10 protein-coding genes are annotated in these 13,394 nt (G+C 60.8%); all 10 read right to left on the reverse strand.

The window, feature by feature from the left end:
- Window positions 1-43: 43 nt before the first annotated feature.
- The 10 genes from dnaE to ligA all read right to left on the reverse strand — a co-directional run bounded on the left by dnaE (window position 44) and on the right by ligA (window position 13,394).
- Complete coding sequence (gene dnaE, locus ACURWW_RS13400; protein ID WP_445616958.1) at window positions 44-3,541, reverse strand: DNA polymerase III subunit alpha; 3,498 nt, start codon at window positions 3,539-3,541, stop codon at window positions 44-46.
- Between the two features lie 185 nt (window positions 3,542-3,726).
- On the reverse strand, window positions 3,727-5,100 hold the full coding sequence (locus tag ACURWW_RS13405) for a DHA2 family efflux MFS transporter permease subunit (RefSeq protein WP_445616959.1): 1,374 nt from the start codon (window positions 5,098-5,100) through the stop codon (window positions 3,727-3,729).
- A gap of 161 nt (window positions 5,101-5,261) precedes the next feature.
- A complete protein-coding gene (locus ACURWW_RS13410) occupies window positions 5,262-5,783 on the reverse strand; it encodes a DUF3237 family protein (protein ID WP_445616960.1) in 522 nt (173 codons plus the stop codon).
- A gap of 20 nt (window positions 5,784-5,803) precedes the next feature.
- On the reverse strand, window positions 5,804-6,274 hold the full coding sequence (locus ACURWW_RS13415; protein ID WP_445616961.1) for a DUF3237 domain-containing protein: 471 nt from the start codon (window positions 6,272-6,274) through the stop codon (window positions 5,804-5,806).
- Window positions 6,264-7,544: a flavin-dependent oxidoreductase gene (locus ACURWW_RS13420; protein WP_445616962.1), complete on the reverse strand. Its 1,281-nt coding sequence runs from the start codon at window positions 7,542-7,544 to the stop codon at window positions 6,264-6,266. Before ACURWW_RS13420 ends, ACURWW_RS13415 begins: the two co-directional genes overlap by 11 nt.
- Window positions 7,545-7,863: 319 nt before the next feature.
- Window positions 7,864-9,708, reverse strand: coding sequence for a CocE/NonD family hydrolase (locus tag ACURWW_RS13425; protein WP_445618029.1), 1,845 nt, complete (start codon window positions 9,706-9,708; stop codon window positions 7,864-7,866).
- Window positions 9,709-9,891: 183 nt separating this feature from the next.
- Window positions 9,892-11,082: a 4-hydroxybenzoate 3-monooxygenase gene (gene pobA / locus ACURWW_RS13430; RefSeq protein ID WP_445618030.1), complete on the reverse strand. Its 1,191-nt coding sequence runs from the start codon at window positions 11,080-11,082 to the stop codon at window positions 9,892-9,894.
- 72 nt (window positions 11,083-11,154) lie between these two features.
- Window positions 11,155-12,096, reverse strand: a complete 942-nt coding sequence (locus ACURWW_RS13435) for a Gfo/Idh/MocA family oxidoreductase (RefSeq protein WP_445618031.1) — start codon at window positions 12,094-12,096, stop codon at window positions 11,155-11,157.
- Complete coding sequence (locus ACURWW_RS13440) at window positions 12,093-12,950, reverse strand: class III extradiol dioxygenase subunit beta (protein WP_445618032.1); 858 nt, start codon at window positions 12,948-12,950, stop codon at window positions 12,093-12,095. The genes ACURWW_RS13435 and ACURWW_RS13440 overlap by 4 nt, the downstream gene beginning before the upstream one ends.
- Window positions 12,951-13,001: 51 nt before the next feature.
- Window positions 13,002-13,394 (reverse strand): protocatechuate 4,5-dioxygenase subunit alpha, encoded by a 393-nt coding sequence (gene ligA, locus ACURWW_RS13445; protein WP_445618033.1) that lies wholly within the window; start codon window positions 13,392-13,394, stop codon window positions 13,002-13,004.

The raw sequence follows: 13,394 nt of genomic DNA on the forward strand, positions 1-13,394 counted from the left end.
GGAGCCCGGCGGCTTTAAAACCAAAAGCCAGCCAAACCGAACGCTAGTAAACCAGCTTCACCATATCCCGCCCATAGACATCCCGCAGTTTTTGAATCAGCTCGTCATTCGGTGTTACGGACCACTCCCTGCCAAGGTACAACTGCGCCCTGGCATCCTTGCGGGCGTAATCGATCCGCACGGGACAACCCTGGCTTCGGTAAGGGCGCAGCATCTCCGAGAGCCGGGCGGCAAAGTCGCGGCCCACACGGGAGGACTCCACGGAAAGGCAGAGGCCCTTCACCGCACTTTCTCGCGCCTCGTTCAGAGTCTGGACGCCGTCCGCGCGCATCTTCAGGCCGCCGCTGTAATCGTCATTGCTGATCTGCCCCTCCACCATCAGAAGAGTATTCTTGATCAGCTTTTCCCGGTGCTCGCCGTACGCATCGGAAAACATGGCCACTTCGATCCGCCCGGTGCGGTCGTCCAGAGTGAGAATGGCCATATTGTCGCCGCGCTTGGTTTTCATCACCCGCATACCCACCAGCAGACCGGCCACCTTCTGGCTGTTCTTTTCCGCCTTCAGGTTTGCGATTCGCGCGGACACCAGATGACCTATTTCATCTTCGTATTCATCGATGGGATGGTTCGTCAGGTAAAGACCCAGGGTGTCATGCTCGCCCTGCAGACGCTCCTTCATGGTCCAGCGGCGGCACCGGGTGTAAGGCTCGTAAACATCAGTTGCGGCTTCCTCCGTCGGAACCAGAGTGCCGAACATGTCCTCGATTCCCGCAGCGCTGTTGGCGGTATTCTGTTCAGCGGTTTTGACCGCGTCACCGATCGCCGCGAACATCACCGCCCGATCAAAGTCCAGCGCGACCCCGGGGCCGATGGTGTCCAGGGCCCCACTGCGGATCAGAGCTTCCAGCGCGCGCTTGTTCACCTTGCGCGGGTCCACCCGGGAGCAGAAATCGAAAAGATCCTTGAAAGGGCCGCCCTCGTTGCGCGCCGCGATGATGCTCTCCACCGGACCTTCACCCAGGCCCTTGATGGCACCCAGGCCGTAGATGATGTCCCCCTGGTCGACGCTGAATCGCCACGCGCCGCGATTCACGTCCGGCGGCAGCAGGTTGAGCTTCATGTGGCGGCATTCTTCGATGAAGGTCACCACCTTGTCGGTTTTGTCCATGTCCGACGAAAGCGTGGCCGCCATGAAGTGCGCGGGATAATGAGCCTTCAACCATGCAGTCTGGTAAGACACCAGCGCGTAAGCGGCCGAGTGGCTCTTGTTGAAACCGTAGCCCGCAAACTTTTCCACCAGATCGAAGATCTTGATCGCCAGCTCGGGATCGATGCCCTGCTCCTGGGCGCCCTTCTGGAAGCTCTCCCGCTGCTTGGCCATCTCTTCGGGTTTTTTCTTCCCCATAGCCCGGCGCAGCAAATCCGCCCCACCGAGAGAGTAGCCGGCCAGGGCCTGAGCGATCTGCATCACCTGCTCCTGGTACACGATTACACCGTAAGTCGGTTCCAAAATGGGCTTGAGCCGTTCGTGCTGATACTTCGCGTCCGGATAGGCCACTTTGGCCCGCCCGTGCTTCCGGTTGATGAAGTCATCCACCATGCCCGACTGCAGCGGCCCCGGCCGGAACAGAGCCACCAGAGCGATCATGTCTTCCAGGTTGTCCGGCTGCAGGCGCTTGATCAGGTCGCGCATGCCGCGCGATTCCAGTTGGAAGACCGCAGTGGTTTCCGCGGCCTTGAGCAGCTTGAACGTATCCGGATCGTCGAGGGGAATCGCGGTTATATCCAGCGGCGGCTCGCCCGCGGTACTGCGCTCCCGGTCGATCATCTCCTTGGCCCAATCGATGATGGTCAGCGTGCGCAGCCCGAGGAAGTCGAACTTCACCAGGCCCGCATCCTCCACATCGTTCTTGTCGAACTGGGTCACCAGGCCACCACCGGCCTCGTCGCAATACAGGGGCGAGAAGTCCGTGAGTTTGGTGGGCGCAATCACTACGCCCCCGGCGTGCTTGCCCACGTTCCGGGTCATGCCCTCCAGCTTCAGGGCCATGTCCCAGATTTCCTGGCCGTCGGGGTCGTCGCGGAGAAAGTCCCGCAGGATCTCTTCCTGCTCGTAGGCTTTTTCCAGGGTCATGCCCACGTCCGGCGGAATCATCTTGGACAGCTTGTCCGCGAGGCCGTAGCTTTTGCCAAGCACCCGGGCCACATCTCGCACCACCGCCTTGGCGGCCATGGTGCCGAAGGTGATGATCTGGGAGACCGCATCCCGGCCGTAATTGTCGGCCACGTAGCTGATCACCTGATCGCGCTTTTCCATGCAGAAGTCAATGTCGAAATCGGGCATGGACACCCGTTCCGGATTCAGAAACCGCTCGAACAGCAGGTCGTACCGGAGCGGGTCCAGATCCGTGATATTCAGGGAGTAGGCAACCAGGGACCCGGCACCAGAACCTCGCCCGGGCCCCACCGGCACGCCGTTGTCGATGGCCCACTTGATGAAGTCCATAACGATGAGGAAGTAGCCGGGAAACTCCATCTGCACGATGATGTCCAGCTCGAAACGCAGGCGTTCCTCGTAGACCTTCCGCCTGGCCGCGTACTCGGGATCGCTTTTATCGAGAATCTTCTCGAGCCGCTTGTCCAGGCCCTCGTAGCAGAGTTTTTCGAAGAACTGGGCTTCGCTCATGCCCTCGGGAATCGGATAGGCCGGCAGGAAGTTTTTACCGAGGGTGATTTCAAGGTTGCAGCGCCGGGCGATTTCCACCGTGTTGGCCAGGGCTTCGGGGATGTCGCTGAACAGCTCGGCCATCTCCTCGCCACTGCGCAGGTATTGCTGCTCACTGTAGCGGCGCTCCCGGCGCGGATCATCGAGGGTGCGCCCCTCGGCGATGCAGACACGGGTTTCGTGCACCTCGAAATCCTCAGAGGCGATGAAGCGCACATCGTTGGTCGCCACCACCGGGCACTGGGCTTCACCGGCCAACTCCACGGCTGCATGCAGATAGTCCTCGTCGTGCTGCCGCCCGGTGCGCTGCAATTCCAGATAGAAGCGACCGGGAAAGTCCTCCATCCAGCCTTTGAGCAGGCTGGCCGCCTCCCCCTTGCGCCCCCCCACCAGGGCCATGCCGATGTCCCCGAACTTCGCTCCGGACAGGGCGATAACGCCCTCCGAGTGTTCCGTTACCCAGGAGCGTTCCACGGTGGCCACCCCCATGTGCTGGCCGTGCTGGTAGGCGCGGGAAATCAGCTGGGTGATGTTGCGATAGCCCTTCTGGTCCATGGCCAGCAGGGTGAATCGGGTGGGCGGGGATTCCCGGTCCGGGCCGGCGAGCAGGAAGTCGCTGCCGCAAATGGGCTTGATGCCCTTGCTCTGGGCAGCCTTGTAGAACTTGATCAGGCCGTAGAAGTTGCATTCGTCAGTAATGGCGCAGGCCGGCATCTCCAGCTCGGCCAGCCGGTTTACCAATGGCTTGATCTGGGCAATACCGTCAACGAGGGAGTAATCCGTGTGCAGTCGGAGGTGGACGAATGGTGTGCTCATGAGGGCCCTGAGGTGAATGATTCAACGGTGTGGCGCGCAGGAGATTCTAGCCTGTGAGCCGCCGGACCTTAAAGGAGATTGTGGGATTTTTACCACCGCGGTGACTGCCAATCTGGCAGGGGTCACAGAGACGCAGTTTGCGAGCCCACGGGCGAACCCGACCTTGCGACCGTCTGAATCTCCGGCTACCGGCGCCTGACGTGCCGCAGAAACGCGGAAGAAGCCACGGTCAGAACACCCAGAATTACCAGTAACAGAAACGCTTGCCCATAGCTCTCGGCTCCACCGCCATTGAGGACAATCACCACCAGCACGGCTCCCAGGGCCCCGCCGATTCGCTGAGAGATATTGACCATAGCGGCCGCGTCGCCCATCTGTTCGGCATTCACAGCATTGTAGGCCGCGGTCATGGCCGGCATTTGCGCCCAGGCAAGCCCGAAGCCCCGCAGCACCATCAGCCCCGCAAGCAGTACCCAGGAAAGCTCCATGGGAAGCACGAAGGGAACGACGGAGGCCAGCACCGCCAGAGCCCCCAGCAGGCTGATGTTGCCCGGACCATAGCGGTCCGTCAGCGCCCCCGCCAGGGGCAGCGCCACGGCCGTACCCAGCCCCATCAACAGCAGCATGGTCCCGGTAGCGGTGGTAGAAAGATCCAGCACCAGTTGAAACCAGAGGGGGATGAGCAGCAGGCCGCCGTACATGCTGGCACCGGTAAGCCCGGCCGTGAGGGTGCCAGCCAGGAAGCCGCCGCGACGCAGCAAACCCAGATCCAGCAGCGGATGGGCCACCCGGGAAGAACTCAGGGCGAAGGCCGCCACCAACACCGCTCCCAGAATCATGGCGAGAACGCTGGTTTTACTCAGCCCGGCGGAACCGGTCTCGGCGGCCCCGAACAGCAGCAGGGGCAGACCGAGCCCGAGCAGGAACAGCCCGCGAAAGTCGAGCGGACGCTCCGGTTGTTGCTGACCCGGCGGGATCAGGCCGCGGGCAATGACCAGAGCGACCATGCCCACTGGCACATTGAACCAGAACAACCAGCGCCAGGAAGCCACCTCCAGCACGGCGCCACCCACCGCCGGGCCTAATGCCGGACCGAGGGCTATGGCAAATCCCAGGGTTCCCACCACGCGTCCCAACTGACGGGGGTGGGCGGTGGCCCCGATAATGGCCTGCCCAGCCGGGACCAGCAGCCCCCCGGACAAGCCCTTGAGCAGCCGCCCCAGCACCAGCTCCACAGGGCCGGGAGCCAGAGCACAGAAGGCGGACGATCCCACAAAGACCAACAGTGCCGCAGCCCAGACCCGCCCGGAACCAAAGCGCCTGCACATCCAGCCGGAAGTGGGCAGGGAAACCGCGAGCGCAATAAGGTAGGCGGTGATGGTCCACTGGATGGTGGCCAGGTCGGATTGAAAATCGGCGCGAATGGATTCCAGGGCCAGGTTTGCCACAGTGGTGTCGAGCATCACCATGAACGAACCGATGCCGATGACTGCGGCGATCTGCCACGTCCGCAGGGGAATGGCGGGTGGGGCCTCGCTGGATGTGCTGACTTCCGTCAAGACGAACTCTCTGACTGTTGCTGCAAACAATGCCTGGTCGACTGGCGGACAATCTGCCAGTGGACCGGAACGGCGGGGCGCTACAGGCTACCGCAAATTCGAGAGGGATTCAGGGATTGCCCTCTCACAATGGCTGTGAGAACGAGTTTTTGCAGCAACTGCTAGTTGATCTGAAATACTCGGATGGTTACAAAATCGCCTTTGGGGGATGGGGTGATGGTGCCGGTAAACACGCGCTTGTTCAGCCACTGGTAGTCACCCTCCGGGGCGCTGAAGCGAGGCGCGGTTCGCACGTAAGGGCGGCTGTTTTCCGCCGGAGCCACCAGGCCCTCGTTGTTCACCGCAATGACCTGACCGTCTTCGGTTTCGATGGCATAGATGGCCTTGATTTCGGTTACCCCATCGGGCCGAGTGAGCTGCCAGTCGGCACCGCCGGACAGGACCTTGCCCCGCATCGCCCCGCCCTTCCCGTTTCTGCCCCGGAACTCCCCGCCGGTGATTGGAATGAAACGGCGCGCGCCCAAGTCACTCGCACCGATATTCACGGGCTTACCGATGGCGACCTTGAGCTCCATCACCAACTCTGTGGTGAGCGGCTCCACACCAGATGCCCAGTCTTCGGCTTGCGCTGCCATGGTGACCCCCATCATCCAGACCCACACGAAAGCTTTAAGCTTCCTCATCTTTATACTCCCTGCTTGGTTTACCGTACCGCAAAAAAGTCCACCACTACGCCGTCCGCTCCGCGCGCGCCGGAGCCAACCACGATCAGGCCGTTTAACCAGTCGTAAGTAGCGGAGCCGGTTTCCAGCCGTGCTGAGGTGCGAAAATAATAGTGCGCCGGATCGACCGCCTCGCCGTTTGCAAGTCGTTGCATTGTTTCGGCCGCACCGTGACGCAGCCCACTGTCCTGCACGTAGATCAACTCGCCACCGGCAGTTTGCAGGGTATAGCGCGCGTCCAGTTGAAAGCTGTCGTCCCCGCGCTGCAACAACCAGTCGCCGCCGCCTTCAAGCACCTGGCCTTCCAGGCCTTCGCCTTGGAATTCCCCACCAAGAATTCTCACGAAGCGCCTTGTGCCCAGAGGAGTCTGCCCCAGTTGCCGGGGTGGCGCCACCCTCAGACGCACCCGCAGCAGCGGTTCCAACAAAGGCACGACAGGATCAAAATTCACTGGACACTTCCACTTCAATTGGATTGACGCCGGTCCGTTCGCGGTTTACGGCATCGAGGTCAAAGCCCGCGGTCTGCTTGTAGCGGGCGGCAACCGCCTCCAGTTCCTCGCGCGGGATGACATCCTCGATGTGAGCGAAACCCTCCGGGGCCCGCTCCTCGGCCATCTGCATGACCTGCTCGGGGCCGTTTTGCCGATTGAGGAGCACAATCTTTCCGGTGGCGGGTCGACGCTCGTCTTCATAGGCCGCGAAGGCGCTTTGCAGGTCTGGTGCGGTGTTCAGTTCCGCCGCCAGTTTTTCTGCATCCAGAATGCCCTGGGAGGCTCCGTTGGACCCGATCGGGTACATGGGATGGGCCGCATCGCCGGCGAGGGTCATGTTACCGAAACTCCACCGGGGCAAGGGGTCCCGGTCAGCCAGTGGAAATTCGTACACGTGCTGGCAGCTCTCGATGATTTCAGGAACATTGACCCACCCGAAATCCCAGGACTGAAACGGGTCCTTGAACACGTCGATGGACACTTCCCGGTTCCAGTCCTGTTCGTCCTGCTCGAACTCCGGTTCGCTCAGTTCGGCGATCCAGTTGAGCAGGGCCGGCTTGCCGTCGAGTGCGGGGCGGATCGGATAAGCCACAAATTTGCAGTCCTGATGGCCGGCCATGAACATGGTGCTGCCGTCCAGGAAGGCTTCTCCCTCACTGACACCCCGCCAGAGGATGCGCCCCCCGTAAATGGGGGCGCCCTCGTTGGGATACAGTATTTTACGGGCGGTGGATTTGATTCCGTCGGTGGCCACGAGACAAGCGCCCTCCACGGTGATCGTGGCACCGGCTTGGTTAATGAAATGGGCCTGTACGCCGTTGGCCGTATCGTCCCAGGCGGTCAGCGCGTGACCGGTGACGATGCAGTCGCCGCCGAGTTGGTCGCGCGTTGCGTCGAGCAGCATCATCTGGAGCCGGCCGCGGTGAACGGAATATTGGGGGTAGCGGTAGCCGGCGTTGAGGCCGCGAGGCTCGGCCCAGATCTGTTGGCCGAATTTGTTGTAGTAGTGCAGCGCGCTGGTGCGGATGCCGATGGCGTCCAGTTGCGGGCCGAGCCCCAGGTCGTACAGGACCCGGGTGGAATGGGGCAGAAGGTTGATTCCGACTCCGAGTGGCCGCAGTTCCTCTACGGCCTCGAAGATCCGCACTGCCCGGCCTTGCCGGTGCAGCAGAAGCGCCAGAGTGAGGCCCACCGGCCCGGCCCCGGCGATAATAACTGGCTTGTTCATCAATTACCCGCGAGCGTCTTGCTGTTTCGAAACACGAAAACGGCCATGATAGCGGAAATTGTTTGTACGCTGAACAAATAAAGCTCTGTTCGAGCTGATCTGGAATAGTGCCACTAGGCCGTTTGCCGCTGGGGTGGGGTGTTTTGAAAACGCATGAATCCATCCCTGGAGCTCCCTCGCGGGGTCCCTCCCGCGAGGGTTTCAAAACACCCCACCCCGTCGGCAAACTGCATCCGAGTGGCGGAACCATCGGTAGCTTCGATTCACACGGGTTCGGCTCACGCTAGGCACAGCACGGATAAAGCAGCGCTCACCCAAGTTATGACTCGCGCGGAATCACCGGCAATATCAATGTGGAACCTTTTTCGCCGCCGTAATGAACGGTCACGTCCGGCGCGGGCTCCAACCTTGGTGTCGCCCGCGCGTCGGCAAAGTTGAGCGTGAGTCGAATCTGGTGGCCCGCCTTGAACACATTGGAAATCACGTAGAAGTCGAACTCCAGTTCCACCGCTTCGCCCGGAACCAGGGGTTGCCGGGACGCTTCAGTAAACGGATGGTACGGCAGCCCCAGATTGTTGTAGGGAGCCTCCGTTGTTTTCCGCAGTGAGGCCCGCAAGCGGCCCTCGACGGTGCGATACGTGGTTGTTCCGTCTGGAGCTACATCGTCGATACGGGCCACTACGTCCGCATCCTGCGCCGTGCTGGACAGCCACAATTTCAGGACCGGATGCCCGGTAATCTGTACATCCTCCTCCAGTGGGGCGGTAACGAACTGCAAACCGTTTTCCCAGAAGTTGTCATGATCCACTTCATAGTCAACGGTAACGCTGGTTGCGCCTTCTTCAAGCTCTCCGTCGCGCACCAAAGAGGCCTTTCCCAGTTTGAACTCGGTGAGCTGCTGATTCGGCAACGGCCAGGTCTCGGCTGTGTGCCAGCCGGGAATACCGATCGAGCTGCTGTCGAGGTTGTAGGTGTAATAGGTCACCGGGGCCTCCTCCATGATCCCGTTTTCCACTCCCTTCAGCCAGTGGTCAAAGAAGCGCAACTCCTCAACCAGTATGTCAAAACCGGTCTCGTCTTCCACGGTGGTCCAGTCGCAGTGAGTCGCGGGTCCCAGGACGAACTTCAATGGGTTGCTCAGGTTGTTGAAGATCAGGGGCGGACCGTAGCCGGGGCCTTCCTCGTCCAGGTTGGCCGCTGTGTAGATCGCAATGCCGGACTCTTCGATGGTGTCTTTGTAGGTATGGGGACTGCTTTGCAGCCACCACTGGCTGTCAAAGTTTTCCGCCGTGCTGTCCCGGAAGGGAGTGTAACCGGCGGTTTCGATGTTGTTTTCGTGTTCGGCAATGGCCGCGTTCAGCAGAGATCGGTCCTCGTCCCCATCCACAGGGGCCGCTAGGCGGTCCCGTGCTTCACGGGATCCGCCCCGCATGACCCGGGTCGGAACTCCTTCCGGTGGTGCCATGCCACCGTAGTTGGCGAAGGGATAGACGTCCCATTCGCAACTCATGGGGAATACGGCTTTCAGGCTCGGGGGTGCTGTACTCAGGGCCTGCATCTGACTGCCGCCGGTGGCGGAGCAGCCCCACATGCCCACCTTGCCGGAACTCCAGGGTTGGGCCGCGAGCCATTCGGTAATGTCGTAGGCGTCCCAGCGTGCGTGGTCCTGCCACTCGCCCCTGTTAAAGCCGGCGTTCCGGCCGAAGCTCGCGTAGAGTCCGCGAAAATCCGCAACCGCGACAATGTAGCCGTACTTCGCCAGTTTGAGGGCCTTGCCGGGGTAGTTTTCGGCGGTCAGGCCCGGACCGTAATTGCGGCGATTGTAAGGGGTGTGCATCCACAGCACCGGGAGCTGCTCCGCAGCCTGCTCCCCCTCCGAAGTGGGGCGGAAAATGTCCACGGCTATTCGGGTTCCGTCGCGCATGGGAATGTAGCGGGAGGTCATTTCATAGCCGTCGTACTGTTCCCGGGAATAGCCGCTGTAGGCACTGGGCCGGGAGACTTTTTCACCGCCCATGGTGACGGCCAGCGGCGAGACCGCCCCCTCTTCCGGGCTGCCCGACGGTGATCCGCAGGCCGCGAGACCGACGCCGAACAGCACGGTAAGAGAAGTACGGAGAGCAGCTTTGAGTACGTGAGGGACGCACCGGGAGATATCAGTCACGAGGAAGCTCCTTGGCCAGGTTGCAATTATTCTGTATCAGCGCCTTCCGGGCGCAGATAGTTTGTATGACAAACCATATGGGATTTGAACGGAAGGTCAAGCGATGAAAGGTAAAGCGGTGAAAAGTTTGCCGATCCTGTTTGGTTTGATCAGACCGGTTCCCTCGTTCCCTGATTTACTGCTTCATTGCACAGACTCATAGGGCAGCCCCACGTAGTTCTCTGCGATGGTAGTCAGACCTGCCTCGGAATTGGTGTAGTAATCCAGTTCCGCCAGTTGCATGCGGTGGTTGAACGGGTCATCGTCAAACTTGTGCAGAAGGCTGGTCATCCACCAGGAGAAGCGCTCGGCCTTCCAGACCCGGCGCAGGCAGATTTCCGAGTAACGTTCGATCAGGTCGGTACGCCCCTCCCCGTAAACCTTTGACAGCACGGTGAACAGAGTGTGGATGTCGCTGGCTGCCAAGTTGAGCCCCTTGGCGCCCGTGGGCGGCACGATGTGGGCCGCGTCGCCCGCGAGAAACAGGCGACCGTAGCGCATGGGTTCCGCAACAAAGCTGCGCAAGGGCGCGATGCTTTTTTCCAGCGACGGCCCGGTGACCAGGTCCGCAGCCGTCTCCTCGGGCAGCCGGGACCTGAGCTCATCCCAGAAGCGTTCGTCGGACCAGTCCTCGACCTTTTCATCCAGGCCCACCTGTACGTAGTAGCGACTGCGGGTGTGGGAGCGCATGCTGCACAGGGCAAACCCGCGGGCATGGTTCGCGTAGATCAACTCATCGGCAACCGGCGGGGTGTCGGACAGCAGCCCCAGCCAGCCGAATGGATAGACCCGTTCGTACTCCTTGAGGACGGAATCGGGAATGGACTTGCGGGAGACACCATGAAAGCCGTCACAGCCCGCCACGTAATCACATTCGAGCCGGTAGGTGCGGCCTTCGTGCTCATAGGTAACATGGGGGCTGTCGCTGTTCAGGTCGTGCAGGGCCACGTTGGCCGCGCTGTAGACGGTCCGGGCCCCGGCAGCGGCCCGGGCATTCATCAGATCTCTTGTGACTTCGGTCTGGCCGTAAACGATAACGCTCTTTCCGCCCGTGTAGCCCGCCAGGTCAATACGCGTCCGGCGACCAGCAAACGCCAGTTCGACGCCGGTATGGACCAGCCCCTCACGGTCCATCCGCTCACCCACCTGCGCCTGGCGAAGAAGGTCCGCCATGCCCTGCTCCAGAACCCCGGCCCGGATCCGACCCAGTACGTGATCCTGGGTCTGCCGTTCAAGCACCACGTTGTCGACGCCCTGATTATGCAGTAGCTGGCCGAGCAAGAGGCCCGAGGGGCCGGAACCAATGATGGCTACCTGGGTTCGGTCACGGGACATAAGGCAACACCTCTTTCTTATCGATTATCGTGATCACGGCGCAACGGTCGGAAGGCACTTGCGCCTGGCCTGCTACTGGATGCCTTGCTCCAGACGGTGGAGCACCTCGTAGCAGGCCAGAACCTGCCCCACACTGGAGTTCGGTTCGCGCCCTTCCTGGATGGCTGCGAAAAACTCCCTGTCCTGCAACTCGATGCCGTTCATGGACACATCCACCTTGCTTACGTCGACGGATTCTTCCCGGCCATTCACCAGGTCGTCATAGCGGGCGATGTAGGTTCCGTTGTCGCAGATGTAGCGGAAGAAGGTGCCGAGGGGTCCGTCGTTGTTGAAGGACAGGGACAGTGTGCAGATTTTTCCGGTTTCTGTTTTCAATTGAATGGACATATCCATGGCAATCCCCAGCTCCGGGTGCATGGGCCCCTGAATGGCGTTGGCAACCGTTACCCGCTCGCCGGTCTGGTACTGGAACAGATCCACGGTGTGCGCTGCGTGATGCCACAGCAGATGGTCGGTCCAGGAGCGGGGCTCGCCGAGGGCATTGGTATTGGTGCGGCGGAAGAAGTAGGTTTGCACGTCCATCTGCTGAATGTTCAGCTCCCCAGCGCGGATTCGCTTGTTGATCCACTGATGGGAGGGGTTGAAGCGCCGTGTATGGCCCACCATGCACACCAGGCCGGTCTCCCGCTGCTTTTCTGCCACCGCCTGGGCGTCCGCCCAACTGTCGGCCAGGGGAATTTCCACCTGCACGTGCTTTCCCGCGTCCATGCATTGGATGGCCTGGGCCGCGTGCATCTGAGTCGGGGTACAGAGGATGGCTGCTTCGAGGCCCGGTTGCGCGAGGCCTTCGGCAAGATCCGTACAGGCGTGCTGAATACCGTACTTCTCCGCAACCGTTCTGGTTTTTTCCAGCTCACGGCCTACCAGTGAGATGACCTCGACTCCGTCGATGTTTTTGATACCGTCCAGGTGTTTGGCACCGAAAGCGCCGGCGCCGGCCAGAACTACTTTCATCGGCTTCCCCCTTGTTGTTGATTCTCCAGAATGAGATGACCCACCGCCGTGTTGGAGGCGGGAACGTGATAGAAACGGTGACGGCAGTTCACCGTGTCGTCCAGTGCGCCGCGCATAATGAGCCACATCACCAGCTCGATACCTTCGGAGCCGGCTTCGCGCACGTAATCGATGTGGGGCATGTGCGAGAGCTCTTCCGGATTGTGGATCAGCTGGTCCAGGAAGCTGTTGTCGAATTCCCGATTGATCAGCCCCGCGCGCGGCCCCTGCAACTGGTGGCTCATACCACCGGTGCCCCAGATCTGCACATTGAGATCTTCATCGAAGGACCCGATCGCCTTGCGGATGGCTTTGCCAAGCTGGTAACAGCGACGACCGCTGGGCGGCGGGTACTGCACCACGTTAACGGCGAAGGGAATGACCGCGCAGGGCCAGTGTTCGGGCTGACCGAACATCAATGAAAGCGGCACGGTCAGCCCGTGGTCCACATTCATCTGGTTGACGATGGTCAGATCAAAGTCATCCTCGATGATGGACTGGGTCATGTGCCAGGCCAATCCAGGGTGACCGTGAACGGTGGGGACGGGGCGCGGTCCCCACCCTTCGTCGGCCGGTTCGAATTTTTCTCCCACCCCGATTGCAAAAGTGGGAATCAGGTCCAGGCTGAACGCGGAGGCGTGATCGTTGTATACGAGAAAGACCACATCCGGCTTGTGTTCGGCAATCCATTTTTTGGAGAAGTCGTAGCCTGCAAACAAGGGCTTCCAGTAGGGCTCTCCGGTTCTGCCGTTGTCGATGGCGGCCCCGATAGCGGGAACGTGGGATGTGGCAACGCCTGCGGTTATTCTGGCCATAAATCACAATCTCTCGTTTTGTGCCGGTTGCCGTCTCGGGGGCCCGACCTTTTACCCCTTACCGTCTTTGGAGGTTCGGTTACCTTCAACCGAACGCCCCCCACTGAGCATCATTTCCTTGTATTCCTCCACCGTCATGCCGGTCATGGTGGATGCCGCGTGCTGGAAGCTGAAGCCGTCGGTGGAGAAGATCTTGGCGAGGAAATAAATGTTGCCGCCGTTGGCAATCATGCGGTTGTAGTCCCGGTCGAGCACCGCCTGTTTCTGCTCTTCGGTCATAGGCCACTCGTCCAGATAGGCGCGCTCATCGGCTTTGAATCTTTCCCGGTTGGGCACTTTCATCAGGGACATGCAGAACTGGTTCAGATGATAGCCTTTGCGGGACATGTCCGCGTCGAAAATGGTGGTGCCGGGAACATCGGCATAGGGTTTATCGAGAGCCAT

The organism is Gilvimarinus sp. F26214L (assembly GCF_054401055.1).

Bases quoted from the DNA above. Each gene is read 5' to 3' on its own strand.
- dnaE (WP_445616958.1), bottom strand. From the start codon at position 3,541: ATGAGCACACCATTCGTCCACCTCCGACTGCACACGGATTACTCCCTC.
- ACURWW_RS13410 (WP_445616960.1), bottom strand. From the start codon at position 5,783: ATGAGGAAGCTTAAAGCTTTCGTGTGGGTCTGGATGATGGGGGTCACC.
- ACURWW_RS13420 (WP_445616962.1), bottom strand. From the start codon at position 7,544: ATGAACAAGCCAGTTATTATCGCCGGGGCCGGGCCGGTGGGCCTCACT.
- pobA (WP_445618030.1), bottom strand. From the start codon at position 11,082: ATGTCCCGTGACCGAACCCAGGTAGCCATCATTGGTTCCGGCCCCTCG.
- ACURWW_RS13435 (WP_445618031.1), bottom strand. From the start codon at position 12,096: ATGAAAGTAGTTCTGGCCGGCGCCGGCGCTTTCGGTGCCAAACACCTG.
- ACURWW_RS13440 (WP_445618032.1), bottom strand. From the start codon at position 12,950: ATGGCCAGAATAACCGCAGGCGTTGCCACATCCCACGTTCCCGCTATC.
- ligA (WP_445618033.1), bottom strand. From the start codon at position 13,394: ATGGCTCTCGATAAACCCTATGCCGATGTTCCCGGCACCACCATTTTC.